At 42.4% G+C, this 20,466-nt stretch carries 19 protein-coding genes; 11 read left to right on the top strand and 8 right to left on the bottom strand.

What is annotated here, in order from left to right; translation table 11 throughout:
• Positions 1-63 precede the first annotated feature (63 nt).
• The 3 genes from AC2A4J_RS16150 to AC2A4J_RS16140 form a co-directional block, all read right to left on the bottom strand.
• On the bottom strand, positions 64-1,002 hold the full coding sequence (locus AC2A4J_RS16150; RefSeq protein WP_484176754.1) for an ABC transporter permease: 939 nt from the start codon (positions 1,000-1,002) through the stop codon (positions 64-66).
• Positions 999-1,979 carry an ABC transporter permease gene (locus AC2A4J_RS16145; protein ID WP_484176753.1) on the bottom strand — a complete coding sequence of 327 codons (981 nt, stop codon included), beginning with the start codon at positions 1,977-1,979 and terminating at the stop codon, positions 999-1,001. The genes AC2A4J_RS16150 and AC2A4J_RS16145 overlap by 4 nt, the downstream gene beginning before the upstream one ends.
• A gap of 75 nt (positions 1,980-2,054) precedes the next feature.
• Positions 2,055-3,584, bottom strand: coding sequence for an ABC transporter substrate-binding protein (locus AC2A4J_RS16140; RefSeq protein WP_484176752.1), 1,530 nt, complete (start codon positions 3,582-3,584; stop codon positions 2,055-2,057).
• Between the two features lie 221 nt (positions 3,585-3,805).
• Here AC2A4J_RS16140 and AC2A4J_RS16135 point away from each other — a divergent pair, with 221 nt between their 5' ends.
• The 6 genes from AC2A4J_RS16135 to AC2A4J_RS16110 all read left to right on the top strand — a co-directional run bounded on the left by AC2A4J_RS16135 (position 3,806) and on the right by AC2A4J_RS16110 (position 10,447).
• Complete coding sequence (locus tag AC2A4J_RS16135) at positions 3,806-4,405, top strand: acyl carrier protein phosphodiesterase (protein ID WP_255825277.1); 600 nt, start codon at positions 3,806-3,808, stop codon at positions 4,403-4,405.
• Positions 4,406-4,685: 280 nt separating this feature from the next.
• Entirely contained in the window at positions 4,686-5,714 is a 1,029-nt protein-coding gene (gene ylqF / locus AC2A4J_RS16130) for a ribosome biogenesis GTPase YlqF (RefSeq protein WP_255825276.1), read from the top strand.
• 11 nt (positions 5,715-5,725) lie between these two features.
• On the top strand, positions 5,726-6,106 hold the full coding sequence (locus tag AC2A4J_RS16125) for a YacL family protein (RefSeq protein ID WP_255825275.1): 381 nt from the start codon (positions 5,726-5,728) through the stop codon (positions 6,104-6,106).
• 85 nt (positions 6,107-6,191) lie between these two features.
• Positions 6,192-6,791 (top strand): hypothetical protein, encoded by a 600-nt coding sequence (locus AC2A4J_RS16120; protein ID WP_255825274.1) that lies wholly within the window; start codon positions 6,192-6,194, stop codon positions 6,789-6,791.
• A gap of 201 nt (positions 6,792-6,992) precedes the next feature.
• A complete protein-coding gene (locus tag AC2A4J_RS16115; RefSeq protein WP_484176751.1) occupies positions 6,993-9,341 on the top strand; it encodes a fatty acid cis/trans isomerase in 2,349 nt (782 codons plus the stop codon).
• Positions 9,342-9,460: 119 nt separating this feature from the next.
• The gene (locus AC2A4J_RS16110; RefSeq protein ID WP_484176750.1) at positions 9,461-10,447 is read left to right on the top strand and encodes an LLM class flavin-dependent oxidoreductase; all 987 of its coding nucleotides are present in this window, start codon (positions 9,461-9,463) and stop codon (positions 10,445-10,447) included.
• A 60-nt stretch (positions 10,448-10,507) separates the two neighbouring features.
• On the opposite strand, the gene AC2A4J_RS16105 is transcribed toward AC2A4J_RS16110, so the two are convergent.
• Both AC2A4J_RS16105 and AC2A4J_RS16100 read right to left on the bottom strand, forming a co-directional pair.
• Positions 10,508-11,434, bottom strand: a complete 927-nt coding sequence (locus AC2A4J_RS16105; protein WP_484176749.1) for an LpxL/LpxP family acyltransferase — start codon at positions 11,432-11,434, stop codon at positions 10,508-10,510.
• Entirely contained in the window at positions 11,427-12,137 is a 711-nt protein-coding gene (locus AC2A4J_RS16100; protein WP_484176748.1) for a 3-deoxy-D-manno-octulosonic acid kinase, read from the bottom strand. The genes AC2A4J_RS16105 and AC2A4J_RS16100 overlap by 8 nt, the downstream gene beginning before the upstream one ends.
• A gap of 107 nt (positions 12,138-12,244) precedes the next feature.
• Between AC2A4J_RS16100 and AC2A4J_RS16095 the strand changes: the two genes are divergently transcribed.
• Complete coding sequence (locus AC2A4J_RS16095; protein ID WP_484176747.1) at positions 12,245-13,255, top strand: glycosyltransferase family 9 protein; 1,011 nt, start codon at positions 12,245-12,247, stop codon at positions 13,253-13,255.
• An 18-nt stretch (positions 13,256-13,273) separates the two neighbouring features.
• Here AC2A4J_RS16095 and AC2A4J_RS16090 read toward each other — a convergent pair whose 3' ends face one another.
• Positions 13,274-14,233 (bottom strand): methylenetetrahydrofolate reductase, encoded by a 960-nt coding sequence (locus tag AC2A4J_RS16090; RefSeq protein WP_484176746.1) that lies wholly within the window; start codon positions 14,231-14,233, stop codon positions 13,274-13,276.
• Positions 14,234-14,396: 163 nt separating this feature from the next.
• Here AC2A4J_RS16090 and AC2A4J_RS16085 point away from each other — a divergent pair, with 163 nt between their 5' ends.
• From AC2A4J_RS16085 to ppnP, 4 genes are all read left to right on the top strand, one after another.
• Positions 14,397-14,942 carry a DUF1285 domain-containing protein gene (locus tag AC2A4J_RS16085; protein ID WP_484176745.1) on the top strand — a complete coding sequence of 182 codons (546 nt, stop codon included), beginning with the start codon at positions 14,397-14,399 and terminating at the stop codon, positions 14,940-14,942.
• An 88-nt stretch (positions 14,943-15,030) separates the two neighbouring features.
• Entirely contained in the window at positions 15,031-16,377 is a 1,347-nt protein-coding gene (locus AC2A4J_RS16080; protein ID WP_255825265.1) for a DEAD/DEAH box helicase, read from the top strand.
• Positions 16,378-16,581: 204 nt separating this feature from the next.
• The gene (gcvA, locus tag AC2A4J_RS16075; RefSeq protein WP_484176744.1) at positions 16,582-17,469 is read left to right on the top strand and encodes a transcriptional regulator GcvA; all 888 of its coding nucleotides are present in this window, start codon (positions 16,582-16,584) and stop codon (positions 17,467-17,469) included.
• Positions 17,470-17,524: 55 nt separating this feature from the next.
• Positions 17,525-17,815: a pyrimidine/purine nucleoside phosphorylase gene (gene ppnP / locus AC2A4J_RS16070; protein ID WP_255825263.1), complete on the top strand. Its 291-nt coding sequence runs from the start codon at positions 17,525-17,527 to the stop codon at positions 17,813-17,815.
• A 95-nt stretch (positions 17,816-17,910) separates the two neighbouring features.
• Here the strand turns inward: ppnP and AC2A4J_RS16065 are convergent, their stop codons facing one another.
• Positions 17,911-19,569, bottom strand: a complete 1,659-nt coding sequence (locus AC2A4J_RS16065) for a lytic transglycosylase (RefSeq protein WP_484176743.1) — start codon at positions 19,567-19,569, stop codon at positions 17,911-17,913.
• Between the two features lie 54 nt (positions 19,570-19,623).
• On the bottom strand, positions 19,624-20,463 hold the full coding sequence (gene gloB, locus AC2A4J_RS16060) for a hydroxyacylglutathione hydrolase (RefSeq protein ID WP_484176742.1): 840 nt from the start codon (positions 20,461-20,463) through the stop codon (positions 19,624-19,626).
• Between the last annotated feature and the right edge of the window lie 3 nt (positions 20,464-20,466).

Below are 20,466 nucleotides of genomic sequence, written 5' to 3'. Positions count from 1 at the left end.
ACTTTCTCATCTATTTTTGCCTCGTCTTTGCTGCGCTCGTGACATCGTGTAAAAGGTCTCATATTAGTCTTTATACGTCCTTGGGTTTAGATGGTCGCGCAACCAATCACCCAGTAAATTCATGGCTAGAATTAAAATGATCAGTGTGATGCTTGGTATGACACAAATCCACCAAGAGCCGGCAAACATATAGGCAAAACCAGCTGAAATAAGTGAGCCGAGGGAAGGCTCCGTTGCAGGCATACCTAGACCTAAAAAAGAGAGCGCGGCTTCAGCGACAATGGCGTTTGCAATTTGGACGGTAAAGATCACCAGAATGGGAGAGAGCGTGTTGGGTAAAATATGGCGAAACATGATTCGCTTTGAACTAATGCCCATCACTCTAGCGGCATCAACATACTCTTTTTGCTTTTCTGCAAGTACTGACGCTCGAATGGTGCGTGCAAAGAGAGGCCATTCAGTTAAGCCTATAACCAGAATCAAAATGACCATAGCGAGTTGTTGGTATCGAGCCATACCAAATAGAGATTGGAAAATGGCTAAGAACACAATTGCAACCATCATGTTTGAGAAAGACAATTGAATGTCCGCACAGCGCATTAGAAAGTTATCAATACGGCCACCTAAATATCCTGCCATCAGGCCGATGCAAATACCCAGCGTGGCTTGTATTAAGACCGCGCAAATACCGATGGTGAGCGATAAACGTGTGCCATATAAAATAACTGATAGTAAGTCTCTGCCTTGCGCATCAGTGCCTAGTAAAAAGCGGTTGTCACCACTGATCCAGCTTGGAGCGATCTCTGCATTCATTAGATCCATAAACGCAGGGTCAACGATGTCGTAGGGAGCAACCAATGGTGCGAGTAGGGCAATTAGGCAGTAAAAAATGAAGACGATCAGCGCCAGCATCGCGAGTTTGTCGCCCACAAAGCCCGATACAATATGGCTCCAGCGGCTGCCTGAAGCTGGGTGAAAGAGGTCTTTTTTCGTGTACTTCATAGTCCGTGGCTCGCTAAGCGTACAGTGGGATTAACTAACCCATAGATTAAATCCACCAAGGTGTTAGTAATAACAAAAATGCCACCGACAACGATTAAGTAAGCTGAAACGAGCGGAGTATCGACTCGGCTAACGGCGTCCATAAACAAAAAACCCATCCCGGGCCATTGAAAAATAGTTTCGGTTAGAATGGTGTAAGCCACTAATGTTCCGGCTTGAATGCCACCTACTGTTATGACGGGTAACATGGTGTTTTTTAAGGCGTGTTTAAAATAAATTCGTCGAGCAGATAGGCCTTTTGACCAAGCGAAACGGATATATTCGGACTGCAAAACTTCCATCATTTCTGCGCGTATTAAGCGAACAAAAATCGGCATTAAAGCAATCGCAAGAGATAGGCTGGGCAGTAATAAGTGCTTCAGGCCATCTTTTGTGAATAGGCCACTTTCCCATAAGCCAAATATTTCGACTGTGTTGCCGCGTCCAAAGCTGGGAGCTAAATTCAACTCAATGGAAAAAATATACACCATTAGAATAGCAATAATGAAGATAGGAACCGATAGGCCGATGGAGCTGATAATCATCAATAAACGAGAAAGCACATGTTTGGGCTTTATTGCCGCTAGAACACCACAAGGCGTAGCAACAATAACCACTAATACGATGGCGCAAAAGGCTAATTCTAATGTTGCTGGTAGCTTTTCAAGAATGACGTCGAGAGTGGGTTCTTTATAGTAGTAAGAAGTACCTAGATCACCATGGATGGCGCCTTTCGCAAAACGCCAATATTGAATAAAGAAGCCATCGTTCAAGCCAAGGTCATCACGTATCAGATTGCGCTCTTCTTGGGATACAGTCATGCCGACCATTTGTTGCACTGGGTCGCCTAGTTTATCTTGTATAGCGAAGCTGATCATACTAATGATGATCATAACAAAGCAAGCTTGCATTAAGCGGCGGAGTAAAAAAATCAGCATTAGATAAGGGTATTCCCATTGGTTATTGGCATGTTGCTGTTTTGATGAAATCCCTTAAGGAGTTGGGTGTATTGACTATTCTTCAATGAATAGATCTCCTATATGGGGATAGTTTTGATCATTGACTATATCTTGTATTTTGACGTTATCTTTCGCTGCCCAAATAAGGGATTGCCAATATAATGGCACAATTGCCGCATCATTATATATGGTTCGTTCTATTTGTTGCATCAGACGAATACGTCTTTCCGGGTTCATTTCTCGGTTTGCTTGACGGATATCGTCATCAATAGAAGGTTTACAATATTCACTGGCATTATAGGCGCCTAGACCAGTTTTGGCATCTGGACAGGCAATTATAAACTCAAATAGGTTGTTGGAATCCATGGTGTCTGATTGCCAGCCTAACATCATCATGTCGGCGCTGTGGTTATCGAATTCTTTAAAGTACTGTGCTTTAGGAAGCGTTTTTAAATCGACAGTGATATTGATTCTAGACAGCATAGCTGTAATCGCCTGAGCGACTTTTTCATCGTTCATGTAACGGTTGTTAGGTGCCATCATACTGATGCGGAAGCCTTTTTCGTATCCAGCTTCTTTCATAAGCTCTAACGCTTTATCTAAGTCGTATTCAGGTTCTAAACCATTGATATGACCTAGAAATCTGTCAGCGCTCAATTGCCCTGCTGGGGTGGCATAGCCTTTGAGGATTTTTTCGACAATCAGAGGTTGGTTAATGGCTAAATTAATGGCCTTTCGGACTCTGATGTCTTGAAATTCCTTTCGGCGTTTTTGGTTCATGTGTAGTAATAAAATACGCGTGCTAGGTAAGGTAACCAGCTGAATGCCTTTAATTTTTTTTGTTCGTTCAATGTCAATGGGGGAAACGGGAAAAATGAAATCAACATCCCCAGACAAAAGCGCGGCTAATCTTGTTGAATCGGCTCGAATTGGAGTAAGTATGATTTTATCTATGTTACCGACGGAGTCTTTATCCCAGTAGTTAGGGTTGCGTTTGAGCTCCATGCGACTGCCTAACTCTCGCTCCGTTAGAATAAACGGGCCGGTTCCAGAGACATTTCGAGAGGCGAATGTTTCACCATACTTAATGATTTGGTCTTGGTTTTGGTAGAAGGCCTTATCCATTGGAAAAACATACGTCATTATGTTGAGTAGCAATGGATTGGTGTAGGTTGAGTGGACATCAACTGTGTATTCATCGACCATGGATGCGGATTCTATAGTGTCGAACATGGCGCGAAAATCAGGAGACTTTTTAAGTCGCTCTATGGTGTAAACCACGTCTTTGGCAGTAAATGGGTTGCCTGTTCTAAAGGTGACATGGTGGCGTAAATGGAAGCGCATTGTTTTATTGTCGATTCGCTCCCAATTAGTTGCTAAGCGAGGTTCGATTTGACCATTTTTTTCCCAGCGTAATAAGGGATCAAAAGCAAGGTGAGAAAACTGTAGTGTGCCTTCTGACAGTTGTTCGTGCGGATCTAGTGAAATCGGGTCCGCATCAAAGGCCATTTTTAGTGTTGTTGCTGTTGCCTTATTCCAGAAGAGTAGGGTTAAGCAGCAGACTATAATAACCTTCATTTTCATTATTTCAGGTCTCATTATGTAGTGGGGTGTGGTTGCTTGTATTAGATGGATAAAGAATTGATAAGATGCATAGAATTTGGCATTTACAAATCTTGACCATTAAGACGACTCAGCATTTTTACAAAAAAATGAGCAAAAAGACAGCAAGACTAACGAGTTTGAATACAATTTAAGTTGAATTGTGTTTTATTTAAAAGATGCCCTCAACAAAATAGGTTGATATGAATTATTTTGCCCATCTGCACATTGCATCAGTTACGAATACTTCTTGGGTTGGTAATTTGCTGGGAGACTTTTCAGTTGACGCTAATCAACTGGACTCTGATTTGCTGGTTGGCTGGCGTCTTCACCAAAAAGTGGACGTCATGGTCGATAAGCACGAGGCCAGTTTGTTATTCCGCTCAATGTCCCGCAAAGGTCGTCGTCGTTTTTCGGGCATAGTACAAGATATCGCGATGGACTATTGGCTCATTCAATATTGGGGCCGATTCAGTGATGTTTCTCTGGAGAAATTTTGTGATCAAGCGTTAGTTGGATTGGTGAAAGATAAGGATCGTAGTCCTGATCGTCTGAAGAGCATGATTCGCTCATTAGAGCATGAAAACTGGTTGTCTAATTTAGGGACGATGGAAGGAGTAGATAAAGCCATTCGTTCTATTATGCGGCGCTGGAAACATGGTGAGCATTTGCAAGGTTTTGTTGATGACTTACCAAGTGTGATAGCTCAGGCTGAAGCACCATTTTTATCTTTATACCCAGATTTGTTGGATTATGTGGCGCTGGAAATGAAAAGAGCCGAGGCCACACACAGCCTCGGCTAATGGGCCTTTGTGCTATGAGGTTCATAGCAGACCCGATCGAGAGAACAACCAAATAAACGACTTAAGCTCGGTGCAGATTCCTCGCTATCGTTATCTGGAATAGACGAGTATAGATATTTTTCAATCAGCCTCCTTGACTTAGATCAGATTTGAGGTGATCACTACAATTAAATGTATTCTTAACGATCTTGCTTTGTGCGCGTAGTATTTTCTCTATCTTGTATGAACTTATGGTAGAATCCGCCACCGAAAAAGACTTGGTTAGAATAGGGGAGTTAGGTTGAGCGTTCAGTGGTATCCAGGGCACATGAATAAAGCGCGTCGAGAAATCGAAGAAGTTATGACGCAAGTAGATATCGTTATCGAGGTATTGGATGCCCGTATCCCCGATTCCAGCCAGAACCCTATGCTTAATACTTTGCGTGGAGAGGTTCCTGTTCTTCGTCTCTTGAATAAAAAAGACCTAGCAGACAAAGCTAGACTAGACTTATGGTTAGAGCACTGGCGTGGTAACGAGTCTGTTTTGGCTCATCCATTTTCTACACTAGATAAAGCCGATGTTGGTCGAATTAGTCAATGGGTTAGCCAGATGGTTCCCCACAGAGGCAGTGCGGAAAAGCCAATTAGAGCCATGATTGCAGGCATTCCCAACGTTGGGAAATCCAGCTTAATGAATGCTTTATTAGGTCGTCGAGTGGCGAAAGTCGGTGATGAGCCAGCTGTTACTAAGTCTCAGCAAAAGCTGAAAGTAACCAATGGCTTTCAGATATTAGACACACCAGGTATTTTGTGGCCAAAAATTGAAAACCCAGATGCCAGTTATCGTTTGGCTGTCACCGGGGCTGTTCGTGATACAGCGATTGATTACGAAGATGTGGCGTTGGCGGGACTGAAGTTTTTTATTGCAGACTATTTAGAGTCGCTAACAACACGCTATAAGTTAAAAGAAATCTCTGCAGATCCTTTTGAAGTGCTAAAAGTGATTGGTTCTAAACGAGGCGCTTTGCGTGCAGGCGGTAAAGTTGACATGCATAAAGCGGCGGAAGTTTTTTTAAATGATGTAAGAACGGGTGCTATTGGGCCTTACGTCATGGAAACACCAGACATGATTGCTCATGAAGAGCGTTTGGTTGAAGAGGCGAAAGCGAAGAAAGAGGCCGAAAGGCAGGCTAGATTGGCAGCGGCTGTACCGCAGCGCCAGCAAGCCAGTAACCGCGCTTACCGAGATGCTCAATCGAATGATCAAGTAGAGTCCACAGAACAAGCTAACGCTATTCAGCAAGATGAGAACATAGATGACAAACAGTGAGGTTCACGGTCATGGATTATGAAATTGCCTTTGATCAGGACGAAAATGTTTATCGTATTTATACAGGGTATGAGTTTGCTGCAATTGGCGAATGGGTCTCTGAATATGTGCGAGATTTAGAAAGTATTCAACGAGTGCTAATGGCCGCTCGTTTGGCAGAAACGGAAAAAGAAACCACGCAATTTAAGCATGGTCCTTTTGATGTGATTTTGAGCGAAGAGGGCGTGTCTGTATCTCGACAAGTGGATTTAGACTCTGCTGAAGAAGAAATAAAAGCCATGTTTGATTCTCAAGAAAGCTTTTATCAAACCTCGACAGACGGTATTCAAGCAGAATGCGGCTTAGAAGACCTGATTAATATGGTTGAAAATTGGCATGAAGTGTTGCAGTGATTCTAACGTGTTAGGATAGTTGTTCCTTGCGCTGGCTGGGTTTACACTAGCGCTTGTTTATTTTACGTTTTTTTAGGGAGCCGATATGCTCATCGAATTGGAAAAAGCCCGCACTCGAAATAATGTTGTTCGTATATTTCGTGAAGAATTGGACGGACCAGATGGTTGGACCGACGGTTTTGTTGTGGATGCCAACGAAGAAATGGTTTTGCTCCAATTAGTGGATGATAGTGTTCGTCTTAATGGCTATCAAATTCTCTTTTTAGAGGACATTAGTGACTTTGCTCATCCTGCTCCCTTTAATGATTTTCAGAAAAAAGTGTTGGCGCTTCGTGGCGAAGAAATGGTTGACCCAGAAGTGGAGCTTGACGACCTCGCAGTATTGCTGATTGATATTAGTGAAGAATTTGGTTTAGTTACTCTTCACCGTGAAGAGGTAGAACCTGATAGCTGTGAGATTGGCCGTGTTGTTCGTGCTGATGCTGTCACTTATGAACTAGAAGAAATTGGTTCAGATGCCCGTTGGTTTGATGATACCTTTGAATATGACTTATACGATATTACTCGTATAGAGTTTGGCGGCGCGTACGAAGATGCTTTGTTGCTAGCAAATGATGATCTGGGTGATGACTCCTATGAGTTATCAGATGATTATCCAGATGATGGAAGAGTAGACGAAGAATAAAGTGTACTGTTTATCTATTGTTAGAATTTAGTCGAAAAACGCCTTCAGGGCGTTTTTTTATTTATATTTATGACCTTTATAAATTTGTTCGCTTTATAAAGGGCTAGAATACTTTATTTAGCTGGCAGGCAGTGATCTTTTGCAATCGCAAGGGTAGAGTGCTTCGCGAATAAAATGAAATGGAAAATGAGGAATCTTTTTATGTCTCGGTGGCTAACCCTTCTTTGTTCGCTTTTGCTCATTTCCGGCTGTGCGGCTTATGCAACACATCAATTCGATAACATGTTTGGGGCACAAAACCCTGAAAATCGTATCGCTAAAGTTAACGAAGAAGACAGTGCATTTTACAATGAGCAAGTGAAGCCTATTTTAGACAGTCGCTGTGTTTCTTGTCACGCCTGTTATGACGCACCTTGCCAATTAAAGTTCACGGCTCCTGCAGGGATTGAGCGAGGCGGTTCAAAAGACCTTGTTTATGATGGTACCCGTTTATTGGCGGCTTCACCAACACGCTTGTTTATCGACGCTAAAAGTACCGATGAATGGAGATCGAAAGGTTTCCATCCTGTTTTAAATGAGCGAGAGCAATCGCCATCCGCTAATTTACAAGGTAGCTTATTGTACAGAGCGATTGCACTGCGTAAAAAGCAGGGTGAATTTACGCAGCCTATTTTGCCCGATAGCTATGATTTTTCGCTGGCTAGAGATCAACAGTGCGTCAGTATTGAAGGGTATCAGCAATTTGAAGAGGACTATCCAGACTGGGGTATGCCATATGGGCTGCCTGCACTTAGTTCTGGAGAATATGATGTTCTAACTCGTTGGTTGGCAAAAGGTGGCAAAATGCCACCTGCTAAGCCTTTACCAGAGAATCTGCAGAAGAAAGTCGCTTTGTGGGAGTCTCGATTAAATGGCGACACTCTTAAAGAGCAGTTAGTTTCTCGTTATATATACGAGCACCTTTATTTATACAGTTTGTACTTAGATGATGGGGAAGAGTTTCGCTTTCAGTTAGTGCGTTCTAAAACCCCACCAGGTGAACCTATTGATCGTATTGCGACGCGTCGTCCTTATGATGCGCCGGGAGTTGATCATGTTTACTACCGCCTTTGGACTGATCCTGAGGTAAAGGTTCAAAAAAATCATATTCCTATGCAGTTGGATGAAGCGAGATACGCTAGGTGGCAGTCTTATTTTTATACTGAAGATTACGAAGTCACTAGAGATCCCGGTTATGCACCTGAGGTGGCGACAAACCCGTTTAAAGCATTCCGTGAAATACCTGCTCATGGGCGTTACCGTTTTTTATTGGATCATTCTCAAAAGACCATAATGTCCTTTATTAAGGGGCCTGTGTGTCGTGGTCAAGTTGCGGTGAATGTGATTAATGAGCAGTTTTGGGTGTACTTCATTGATCCTGAAGTGGTCTATAACAAAGGCTCTGCGGATTATTTAGAAGATAAAGTGCAGAACTTAGATTTGCCGGCTATTGGTTCTAGTACTACTTTGTCGCCTACGTCATGGGTGACTTTTTCGGAGCAGCAGAAATCCTACTTATCAGCAAAAGCCAAGTTAATTGAAGGTGAAGTAGGTAGTAAGATACCTCTGGATTTAAGTCTGATCTGGGATGGTGACGGCAATAATGAAAATGCCGCTTTAACGGTATTTCGTCACTTTGATAATGCCTCTGTAGTAAAGGGTATGGTAGGTCAGTACCCTAAAACCGCTTGGGTTATTGATTATCCATTGTTAGAGCGTATCCATTATTTGCTGGTGGCGGGTTTTGATGTCTACGGTAATGTTGGTCATCAACTAGTAACTCGTTTGTATATGGACTTCCTGAGAATGGAGGGGGAGATGAACTTTTTGCTTTTACTTCCCAAGGGTGACCGTGAATCAATCCGAAAATATTGGTATCGAGATGCGAATGAAACGATTAAAAATTATATTTTTAGTGATTATATAAAAGTAAATCGACAAACTCAGATCAATTACAAGACCAGTGACCACCAATCAGAGTTGTATGAAAAACTTCGAAATGAATTGGCGCCAGTGTTAGACCATGGTTATGATCTTGAGCAAAGCAAGCTGACCGCCAATCAACTTAAGGCTTTATATAAACTGCAGTCTATTCGCGGTGCTGGACTGGTTCATTTACCTAATGTGGCCACCATATTGGTGACTCAGCAGGGTGTGCCACTGGAAGTTCTCAGTCTCATTCATAATAAAGCGCATGCCAATATTTCGAGTTTATTGGATGAAGAAGCTGCACGACTTCCTAGTGAAGATGGTGTGACTTTGGTGAAAGGCGTCTTAGGGGATTATCCTAACGTGTTGATGCAAGTCGAAGAAAGTGAACTTATCGATTGGGCGGAGCAAGTTGGAAACCTTAAGACAGAAGCCGATTACTCAGCTCTTATAGATGCCTTTGGTATCCGCAGGACTCATCCTGATTTTTGGTTTGTCAGTGACGCAATCAGTAATCTGAATAAACTAGATCGTCCAAGAGAAAGTGGGATCTTAGACTATAATCGTTTGGAAAATAGATAAGTCAATCGCTCTATAAAAGGCAGAATTGGCACTTCTGCATTTAGTGCATGATTGAGTCCTTGTAACTGGGGCTGGTAGGTCTTAAATAGAGGGTATATTAGCTTTATCGGATGAATACTATGGTTCCTCTTTCAATACTTGATCTAGCGCCTATTGCGGAAGGTAGATCAGTTTCAGATTCATTGGCAATGAGCCGACGCATGGCTATTGCTGCAGAAGAGCACAATTACGAGCGTTTTTGGTTGGCTGAGCATCATGGCATGGCGGGTGTGGCAAGTTCTGCGACCTCTGTTGTGCTGTCTCACCTTGGTGCTGCCACATCAAAAATTCGCATTGGTTCTGGTGGTGTTATGCTGCCAAACCATTCTCCTTTAGTGATTGCGGAGCAATTTGGTACCTTGGCTGAGCTCTATCCTGGTCGTATTGACTTAGGCTTGGGGCGTGCGCCGGGTACGGATATGCAAACCGCAAGAGCGCTGCGACGAAATATGGATGCCTCTGTGGACAGTTATCCAGATGATGTCTTGGAGTTGCAGAGGTTGCTAGGTGATGGCGGGCAAGGGGTTATGGCTGTTCCAGGTCATAATACACACGTACCCTTATGGATGTTGGGTTCTAGCTTGTATAGCTCTCAGGTCGCGGCTGAATTTGGCTTGCCATATTCTTTCGCATCACATTTTGCACCTGATCAGTTGATTCAAGCGCTAACCGTTTATCGTCGCAACTTTAAAGCGTCTGAACAGCTTGCTAAACCGCATACCATGGCGGGCGTTATGGCGGTCGTTGCGGATACAGATGAGGAGGCAAAATATTTATTTACCTCTGCTCAACAGCAGTTTGTGAATTTACGTCGTAGCCGAAATCTTCCTTTTGCTAAACCAGTGGAGAGTATGAATGGGATCTGGTCGCCTAGCGAGAAGCATATGGTCGAACACATGTTGCAATACGCTATTGTCGGTTCTAAAGAGTCTGTCGCTTTTCAGCTTGAGAGCTTTGTTGATACGACAAAGGTAGATGAATTGATTGTATCAATGCCTGTGCATGATTCGGAAGCTCGATTGAAATCTTTGCGTTTGATGGCGGAAGTTCGCGATAGTCTTCAATAGTTTATTGTTGTTGCATAAAAATAAAAGCCACTGAAAGTCTATCTTTCAGTGGCTTTTATCTTACAGGTCGTAGGGAGAGGGCGTGCCAGGAATTTCTTGTGTTTTAAAACGCCTATGTGTCCAAAAATATTGTTCTTTTTTCGGTTCAATTTGAGCTTCAATAAGTTTGTTGATTTTAGTTGCATCAAGCACTTCATCACCCGTTGGATAATCCTCCAATTCCTGTAAAGAAAGAAAGTAGCCTTTATCCGTACGCCCATAATCATAAAGTAAAATGGCGGCTTTAGTTGTTTTCGCAAGTCGACTGATATGAGCAATAGTTGCGCATTGGTTACCAAAAAATGGAGCGAAAACAGAGTTTTTTCGTCCGTAATCCTGATCTACCGCGTACCATACAGCCTTATTTTCTTTAAGTGATTTTATCACCTCTCGAACGTTTCTACGTTCGATTGTCTTGGTGAAAATGTTTTTACGCTGGCGCTCCATGACCCAGTTCATGACTGGATCTCTTTGCAGTTTGTAGATTGGGTGGACATCGATGTATCGCGCCATGTGAGTTCCACAAAGGTCGATAGAGGAAAAATGCGCGCCGATAATAATACAGCCTTTCCCTTTTGCGAGCGCTTTTTCGATTACGTCTTGATCATGAAAAGCGACCTTTGAAATGGTTTTGCTTCGATCCTGAAACCAAGAGGAAAACATTTCAAAAACACCGATCCCCATACTTTCAAACTGTGCCTTGGCTAACTTTTTTCTGGCAATGTCAGACATTTCTGGATAGCAAAGCTTCAAGTTTACGTTGCATATATGTAGACGGTTTTTGCTTAACGCATAATGTATTTTGCCTAATGTTTTTCCGAGCTTCTGTTGTATCGACCAAGGGAGAAAGCTAAGTGCGTAAGCGATTCCCATTGCGAACCAAGTGAGCCAGTGTTTTGGTCCTATAAAATTGAGAATGCTTTTGTCTAAAGTGCTTTGTTTAGCCATGGTAGCCCTCCAAAAAAGCCTGCCAGAGCTCTTCCGATACATGAAAATTTGAATGTTTATTGGATTCTTTGTCGATTGAGCGTTTAAGGCGGTCAATATTAGACAGCTTCCACTCTTGGTTGGGTTCTCTTTGCTCGCATTTGTCGAAGTCAATGACCCAAACTTTGTCTTGTTCATCTATCATAATGTTGTGGCAATTTAAGTCCGAGTGATAAATGCCATTGTTATGAAAGTGTTTAATGACTTTGCCTATTTCGCACCAATCAACTTTATCGGACCGATTGCTTTTAATAATGTCAAAAAGATCCTCTGCATTTGTAATGGTTTCGGTTAATAGCTCAGCTTGGTAGAAGCCATATTTAACAGTGAAAATGCCGCCAATTGGTCTGGGGACAGGCAGAGACAGATTATTCATTGTTTCTAATAAGCTCAGCTCAAGCCAAGGGCGTGTATTTGCTAATCCTGTAAACAGAAACCGGTTTTTATTAAATTTTGCTATTAGTCCGCCTCGACGATAGCGACGAATGACAAACTTTCCAAATTGACTATTGATAAACCAGACTGCACCTCGGCCATTTCCTGTGCCAGTCAATGCCTGTTGTGACTGCCAAAATTCTGGATCAAACCAAGTTTTTGATAGCGGTAACGTTGGATCGCTTTTTAACAATATTGTGTTAGGCGATATTTTGATGGTTTGTGGCATGGTGCTCGCTTTAATATGATGTTCTTTGTAATGTCTATAAACTTGGACACATTCAAGAGTGTCTATTCTATAATACTTGCCGAGTTTAAGCAGCACTAGAGGAAGACATGCAACAAGAGAATATTCAACATTTGGCCGTTATTCGATTGTCGGCGCTGGGTGATGTATGTCATGCCATGGCAGTCGTGCAGTCTATTATAAAACGCAACCCATCTATTCAGGTAACTTGGGTAACTTCTCCGTTAGAGGCGAACTTGGTGCGTTTACTAGATGGTGTTCGAGTCGTTGTATACGATAAGAAAAGCGGCTTTTCCGGGTTGTTGGCATTGCGTGCGTTATTAAGTGATCAAACTTTTGATGTATTGCTGCATTTGCAGTGGTCCTTTAGAGCGAGTGTGGTTTCTCGAATGATAAAGGCCAAAAGACGTATTGGTTTTGCTTTATCTCATTCCCGTGAAAAACAGCATTGGTTTGTTAATGAGTATGCACCTGAACCTAAAGGTGAGCATGTTCTCGATTCTTTTTTATCCATTGCCAGTGTATTGGGGGTTTCTGAGCCAACGCTGCCTTGTGAGCTAATTTTGCCAGAATTAGACTTAGGATTACCGGACCAATATGTGGTGATTAATCCGTCGGCCTCTAAGGAAGATCGTAATTGGACAGTTGATGGTTATCAGGCGGTGATTGAACGGTTATTGGCGAAAGGCATTCGCCCTGTTGTCACGGGCGGGCCTTCAGCCGCAGAGGTAGCGTTTGCCGAGCAAATTGTTTCCAAACATGTTGATCAGGTTATTAATTTGGTGGGTAAAACCCAACTCAATGTAATGTTGGCTGTTTTGAAAGGGGCGTCATTAGTGGTTAGTCCTGATACGGGGCCTGCTCACATGGCAACCTTGGTTGGCACGCCAGTTCTTGGTTTATATGCGCATTCTAATCCGCGTAGAACGGGCCCATATCGTGACCTAGATAAAGTTCAGAGTGTGTATGAAGAGTTGATCATTAAAGAGTATCAAAAGCCTGTTGCTGAATTACCTTGGTCAACTCGTGTGCATGACCCCAAGGCCATGCAGCACATTCGTATTGAGCAAGTTTTGACTGTGTTGGATACGCTTATTTAGTAAATTTATTGACCGCTACTATTTAGACAGAGACTGCTCAGCAAGTTTAAGATCTAATGTTGCCTTTAATAGCTTGTAGAGTTGGATAGAGGCATCAATTTCTTCTTTTCGATTGGTTAAGCTTTCGATGTTCAAACCAAGTGGAATGCCAAGTGGCAGCGCTGTCTCAATGATTTGCTCTAACGCATTACGGCAGATTTTAATGGATTCTTCTAATGGCGCTGATGCATCCAATATGCGATGTTTCGTTGCATCTGGTACTGAAATCCCCAACCACTCCATGAATTCAAGTGTTTTTGCGCTTCCGCACGGGGTGAAGGTTAAAATGATACGCTTAGGCGTTTCACCTTTTTCTTTGCAGGTTCTCGCGTAGCGACTAATTAGGTCCGCGGTTGCTTGGTGATTGTAAACAGCTTGCGATATAAAAAATTCGCAACCTGACTCAGACTTCTTCAAAAGACGTAAATGCTCATCGCCTTTTTTTGCATGGCGCTCTGCAATAGTAACGCCACCAAGATTAAAGTCATGAGGTGATTTTTTTAGTGTCTCATAAGCTTGCGGTAAGGGGAGTTTTATATCACCACTTGAAGAAGGGGATCCAACTAATACTAAATCACGAATGCCATATTGTTCCCATGCTTCTGTTAGCCACCCGGAAAATTCTTCTGAGCTACGAGATGAGACGGATTTGTAAGTGATAACAGGCTTGTTGGATTGTTGGTGAAGGCGTTTTGACCACGCTCGTGGGTCGTGAGTTTCCAAGAAAGGAAATGGACGAGGCTTGTCAATGCGGCTGGTTTCGTCTTGAATGTCATATACGATTAAACCATCAACGTCGATATTATCAAGGCGATCAAGTAGCTTTTGGCTGACTTCTTGTAGTTGTTCTTCTTCAAGAGAGGACTTTGGTGGTGTTGTTCCAATGAAGTAAACGCCTCTGCTGGGGTCTTGAAACTTTGTTGCTAATTCAGATTTCATAATGTCACACTCTAATTAGACGAGACAGATAATGTTGTTCTGCATCTCGTGATGTTTGTTTGTTGGGGTTATTCTAACAGTGAAATGAATTCAAGGCTTTGTCTTTAAGTTGAATAATATTGATGACGAAGTGAGTTGAGCTAATCTTATAGTGAGAAAGGTTATGTCAAACATAGAGCTAAAAGGGCTTTCTGAAACAACGTCTTCTGCTTTGCCTCCTGTGCATAATTGGAAACCACCTTTTTGTGGTGACATAGATATGGTGATTAAAGCGAATGGGGAGTGGTTTCATGACGGCGGTAAGATTAAACGTTCTGCCATGGTGACGATGTTTAGTCGAATATTGTGGTATGAAAAGGGTGAGCATTTTTTGGTAACACCGGTAGAAAAGGTGCGAATTCAAGTAGAGGATGCGCCTTTTCTTGTTACTGTTTGGAAGTGGATACATACCGAACAGGGTCGAGCGCTAGAGTTCACTACGCAAACCGATGATGTTCTTGTGCTTGGTGTCGATTGTGATCTTTGGATGGGGGTGTTTAAAAACGAAGAGCGTCCCTATGTCTCAATGCGCTACGGTATGAAGGCATTAGTAGGGCGAAATGTGTTTTATGGTATTGCTGAAAGTCTTGAGCATGTCGAGACTTCTAAAGGTAGTGGTATGGGCATAATAAGTGCGGGTAAAAGCTATCTTTTAATGCAAGATGCATAACGAATTTGAGCCTGTCTAGGTTATAATGTGCGAATTAAACGTAGCGCTTTGGCTGCGTAGTGTATTTAGTTTTGAAAGGGGTGTTTGTTTGTTATTCGAAGAATTTGGTTTTGATAATCGCATTTTAAAGTCCATTAGTCATTTGGGGTTTGATGAGGCAACTGAAATTCAGTCTCGTGCTATCCCTGAAGCGATGGCTGGCCGTGATTTATTGGCGTCGTCAAAAACAGGTTCGGGAAAAACGCTTGCCTATCTTTTGCCTGCGTTGCATCGAGTCTACAAGAAAAAAGCCTTGTCTAAACGTGATCCGCGTGTGGTTGTATTGGTGCCGACTCGTGAATTGGCAAAGCAGGTATTTGGTCAGCTGCGCCTTTTATTGGCGGCTAGTCGTTTTACGTCTATCCTGATTCAAGGCGGCGAGAATTTTAATGATCAGCACAAGTCTTTGCAAAAAGACCCACATTTTATTGTGGCAACGCCGGGTCGTTTGGTTGATCACTTAAAACAGCGCCACGTGTTTTTAGAAGGTCTTGAGCTGTTAATTTTAGATGAAGCCGACCGCATGTTAGATTTAGGCTTTGCTGACGCCATGCGAGCGATTAACGCCGCCGCCAGTCATCGCCAGCGCCAAACTTTGTTTTTTTCCGCGACACTAGATAATACCGAAGTAAGTGAGATTGCGGGTGAGCTTCTCCGAGAGCCTTCTCGTATTGCTATCGGGCAAGGCTACGATGAACATACAGATATTTCTCAGCACGTTTTACTTTGCGATCATCTAGACCATAAGGAAGCCTTGCTAAAGCACTTATTAGTGGGACAAACCATCAAACAAGCCATTGTCTTTACAGCAACCAAAAATGATACTGTGCGTTTGTCTGAGATTATTGCTGGTTGGGGGTTAAGTACCCAGGCTTTGAATGGCAATTTATCTCAAAGTGCTCGTAATAAAACCATGGAAAGCTTTGCAAAAGGGCAGTTTGATGTACTAGTCAGTACGGATGTGGCTTCTCGAGGTTTGGATATTGCTAGCGTATCTCATGTTTTTAACTTTGATCTACCAAAACAAGCAGAAGAATTCGTTCATAGAACGGGTCGTACTGGGCGTGCAGGTTTTAAGGGCGATGCTTATTCCTTGGTTGGACCGAAAGACTGGGTGAGTTTCAAAGCAGTAGAGGCTTTTTTGCAAAAGACCTTTGCGACAGAATCTATTGAAGGGCTAGAGCCTAAGTTTAAGGGGTTGCAGCCGCCTAAGCCCATTCGTCAAGAAACCAAAAAGGGCAGTGCAAAAGCGCCGACAAAAGCGCCTAAGAAGACGAATAAGAAGCCAGCAGGTAAAGCGCGTTTCCATGATAATCAGCAAGATGGTTTTGATGCGTTCAAATTGCCGCCTAAGCGTTTTGCTGCGCCAGATAATGTTGGTGATGAAGATGAGTAGTATTCGTTAGTTTTTTGTTAATTTATCCAATGAGTTAGATTTTATTAATTGACAGATGAGCTATATTCACGATATTGATTAAGTAAGGTGCAATTTGGTCTTTTAAATTCCATACTTTCTGAAACATTGTTAGATGAATTTTGACTCAGAAGGAATGTACCTTCATTTACTTTCTTATCTATTGGAGATGAGCTTATTAATCGTTTGCCCCCATTAAATTCATTAAAGTGTTTTGAATCTGCTGCTCGTCATGGCAGTTTCAATAAAGCAGCCAAGGAATTGTCTGTAACACCTTCTGCGATTAGCCATCAAATCAAAGGCCTAGAAAGTTTTCTAGGCCTTGAATTGTTTCGCCGTACTAAGCGTAAAGTGATCTTAACGGAAGCTGGGGAATCTTACTTAAAGCCAATTAAAAGCATTTTTGAGCAGTTAGAAAATGCTACTTCAGAGCTGAAAAGCAAGCAAAAATCTGGATCGCTTCGTTTGGCTGTGGCGCCCGCTTTTCTAACTCGTTGGTTGATGCCAAGAATGGAGCGTTTTCAGGAACGCTACCCTGATATTCAAATCGAAATTAGCTCTTCTACAGGGTTAATTGATTTCTCTGCCAACGATATAGATATGGCTGTGTATTTTGGTAGTGGCGATTGGGATGATGTTGAGGCCCATTATTTGCGTCCAGCACGACTTGCACCTGTCTGTAATCCTCGCTTGATTAAACCAGAGCAGCCTATAGATAAGCCGGAAGATATGCGTTTCTACCCGTTATTGCATGTTACTAAGCGAAAAGACGAGTGGCATGATTGGCTGCAGCAGCATGACCTTGATCCTAAATTATTTCGTCGTGGTTTGATGTTTTCGAGTGGCTCGCTTACTGCGGGGGCGGCGGCTCAAGGTTTAGGGATTTCGTTAACCGATCCAGAATTAATTATGCCAGAGATAGAAGCTGGAACACTAAAAGTGTTATTTAATCAGCATTTAATTACTAACCGGTCTTTTTATTTGGTTTATGAAAAGCGACGTTCTGTGACATCGGCTATGTCGGCTTTCAAAGAATGGATAATTGAAGAAATGGTTGGCAATAAAAATACATAATTGTATTTTTAGGTTGCTAAACATGCATTTTAAAAACGTAAATGAGAACTTGTATATGAGCACAGCGTTAACGGTAAATAGCTATTTTAATGATCAAGTAAAGTCTATTGCATTGAATAATGCAGAAGGAACATCAACAGTAGGTGTTATGGCCGTAGGTGAGTACGAATTTGGTACGAGCCAGCGAGAGTATATGACGGTTGTGTCTGGTGCTTTGAATGTTTTGTTGCCTTCAGAAAATGAGTGGAAAACCTTTGCTAAAGGTGAAACCTTTATTGTTGAAGCGAATCAGACTTTCCAAGTGAAGGTGGCTGAAATAACCGCTTATCTTTGTCGTTACGAGTGATAGTGCAATAGTAAAATTGCAACGTGAGAGTTATAAAAAAAGGGCTGAATTTCAGCCCTTTTTTGTTGGTTCGAACCTAATCGGATAGACTTGTTTTACCCACCAACGACATTGACGAGTAAAGTGACTTTATCGCCAGGTTGGACATATTTCTTACTACCAACCTTTGGGTTCCAATCACGAATATCATTGACTGATACTTTAAATTTGTTAGCGACAAGAGCTAATGACTCACCAGAGCGAATAGTGTAGACCACCTTCTTCATTACACTACGAGTGCTGTTCTCTGATTGTTTAGGCTTTAACCACACAACGAGCTTCTTGCCAGGAATGAGCGGGTCTGCAAGTCCCATATTATTCCAGCGAGCCAATGTTTTGCTGTCTGTGCCATATTTGTTTGAGATTAACCATAGACTATCGCCAGAATTCACGGTGTAGTTTATTTTTATGCGATTGCGATTTGGTGCGCGAGATTGTTTAGCCAATAATCGCTGATGAGAGCTTAGCGTATAGCTTTCAATGTCATTGCCAGCGACAGGAATCATTAGTTCTTGCCCAACACGGATCATGGTCGAGGATATTTTATTCACGTTCTGCAACACATTGACGGTGGTGTTGTGTTGTTTGGCAACGAGAAGTAAGTTATCGCCCGCTTTTACTGTGTAACGCACCCAAGTAACTCGTTCTTTACTCGGTATTTCAGCCAGCTTAGTTCTAAATTGTTTTGCTTTAGACACAGGCATTAGTAATCTGTGTGGTCCATCTGGAGATGTGGCCCATTGGTTAAAACCAGGGTTTAGTAAATAGACTTCATCGATGCTTACGTCTGCCATTTCGGCTGCTTGGGCTAAATCGAGTTGCCCGCCGATATTTACGACATCAAAATAAGGTTTGTTAGGAATGAAGTAAGTCGAGTAATTGTATTTTTCTGGATTTTTAATGATTTTTGCTAGAGCGATCAATTTTGGCACGTACGCACGTGTTTCTCTAGGTAGGTCTAGTGACCAAAAATCAGTTGGCTTGCCTGCTTTCTTGTTTTTTCTAATCGCTCTTAATACCGTACCTTCACCTGAATTATAGGATGCTAAAGCATGTAGCCAGTCACCATCGAACATTTTGTGAAGTCGCGTTAAGTAGGCGATAGCGGCTTGAGTTGAACCAATAATGTCTCGGCGACCGTCATACCACCATGTTTGGTCTAACCCATACATTTGCCCTGTAGAGGGAATGAATTGCCAAGGGCCAGAGGCACGGCCATGGCTATAACCAAAAGGATCAAAGCCACTTTCGACGATAGGCAATAAAGCAATTTCAGTTGGAATGCCTGCTTTCTCTAGCTCATCGACAATGTAATACAAATAGCGTTCACCGCGCTTTGATACTCTGTCTAAGTAAGAAGGATGAGAGCTAAACCAACGTAACTGGGATGATAAACGAGGGCGATCTATATCTAGGTTGAGCTGGTATCCTTCACGGATGCGTTGCCAAATATCTTCTGGCGCTCTTGGTTTGCTGTTTGCAATGACAGGTTCTGCTTTAACGTCTTCTTCCTCAACAGTTGAGTCAACTGGAGGGACGGTATCGATAAAACCAAGTTGTTCTGTGTCTGCTTCGACAGTATCAGCATCAGCATCTACTTCTGCTGAAGATTCTAGCAAATCACTTGAGGTGTTTTGTCGCTCTATTTTAGAGGCGGTTTGGCATGCGCTTAGCGCTAGGCTTGCCAGGCAAACCCATAAAAATTTATATATCATGAAGGTCACAAAATTGGATAAAGTTTCGCCATTTTAAAGGTGTGGCTATAGAGGTCAACTAAAACTATCTTTAGCGCGTCTCACTTGGCTAAAAGCGGCGACAGAATTTGGCGCTGGTTTTTCGTTAAGTTGTTGTGCAGCTTGAGTTTTTACAGTCTCAATATGGCTTCTTAAAAAAGGATTAGTTTTTTTCTCTAAACTGAGTTTGGTTGGTAGTGTCGGCTTGTTTTCCTGGCGGAGTTGCTGGCTAACTTGGTTGCTTACCATCAGTTCTTCGTTATCTGGCTCCACCGAAAGGGCAAAGCGGTAGTTGGCTAGTGTGTATTCGTGTGTGCCAAAAATTAGCGTATCATCAGGTAGGCTTGAAATCTTGTTCATCGCTGTCAGCATTTGCTCGGGTGTGCCTTCCATTATTCGACCGCAACCACCCTTAAATAAGGTGTCACCACAGAATAATATGGGGTTTTGTTGATCAGAAAAATAACATAAGTGATCAAGAGTGTGCCCAGGTGTTGCAATGACAGTGAATATTTTTGAAAAAACTTGGACTTGATCATTTTCATCAACAGCATGAGTGACTAAGTCTGTAAGGTGTTTAGGTCCATATACAGGGCAGTTTGAATGTTGTTTGAGCTCTGCTACACCGCCGATGTGATCTTTATGGTGGTGAGTGATTAAAATGCCTGCTAAGGTCTTTTGATATTCATGACAGTAGTTTAAAACAACATCTGCTTTACCTGGGTCAACAGCCCAAATGTCGGAACTATCTTTATCTTGGATTATCCAGATATAATTGTCATTAAAGGCGGGAAGCGGAAAGATAGTCATAACGTGTCTACTTTTAAAAGGTCGTTGTGTTTCATATGACGCGCCAAGAAAAATAACAAAAGACACAGT

It is taken from the genome of Marinomonas sp. ATLA20, assembly GCF_057180105.1.
This window is presented reverse-complemented; position numbering and strand designations above follow the sequence as displayed.

Coding starts and splice junctions, on each gene's coding strand:
- AC2A4J_RS16150 (WP_484176754.1), bottom strand. CDS start 1,002: ATGAAGTACACGAAAAAAGACCTCTTTCACCCAGCTTCAGGCAGCCGC.
- AC2A4J_RS16145 (WP_484176753.1), bottom strand. CDS start 1,979: ATGCTGATTTTTTTACTCCGCCGCTTAATGCAAGCTTGCTTTGTTATG.
- AC2A4J_RS16140 (WP_484176752.1), bottom strand. CDS start 3,584: ATGAAAATGAAGGTTATTATAGTCTGCTGCTTAACCCTACTCTTCTGG.
- AC2A4J_RS16135 (WP_255825277.1), top strand. CDS start 3,806: ATGAATTATTTTGCCCATCTGCACATTGCATCAGTTACGAATACTTCT.
- AC2A4J_RS16125 (WP_255825275.1), top strand. CDS start 5,726: ATGGATTATGAAATTGCCTTTGATCAGGACGAAAATGTTTATCGTATT.
- AC2A4J_RS16120 (WP_255825274.1), top strand. CDS start 6,192: ATGCTCATCGAATTGGAAAAAGCCCGCACTCGAAATAATGTTGTTCGT.
- AC2A4J_RS16115 (WP_484176751.1), top strand. CDS start 6,993: ATGTCTCGGTGGCTAACCCTTCTTTGTTCGCTTTTGCTCATTTCCGGC.
- AC2A4J_RS16110 (WP_484176750.1), top strand. CDS start 9,461: ATGGTTCCTCTTTCAATACTTGATCTAGCGCCTATTGCGGAAGGTAGA.
- AC2A4J_RS16105 (WP_484176749.1), bottom strand. CDS start 11,434: ATGGCTAAACAAAGCACTTTAGACAAAAGCATTCTCAATTTTATAGGA.
- AC2A4J_RS16100 (WP_484176748.1), bottom strand. CDS start 12,137: ATGCCACAAACCATCAAAATATCGCCTAACACAATATTGTTAAAAAGC.
- AC2A4J_RS16095 (WP_484176747.1), top strand. CDS start 12,245: ATGCAACAAGAGAATATTCAACATTTGGCCGTTATTCGATTGTCGGCG.
- AC2A4J_RS16090 (WP_484176746.1), bottom strand. CDS start 14,233: ATGAAATCTGAATTAGCAACAAAGTTTCAAGACCCCAGCAGAGGCGTT.
- AC2A4J_RS16085 (WP_484176745.1), top strand. CDS start 14,397: ATGTCAAACATAGAGCTAAAAGGGCTTTCTGAAACAACGTCTTCTGCT.
- ppnP (WP_255825263.1), top strand. CDS start 17,525: ATGAGCACAGCGTTAACGGTAAATAGCTATTTTAATGATCAAGTAAAG.
- AC2A4J_RS16065 (WP_484176743.1), bottom strand. CDS start 19,569: ATGATATATAAATTTTTATGGGTTTGCCTGGCAAGCCTAGCGCTAAGC.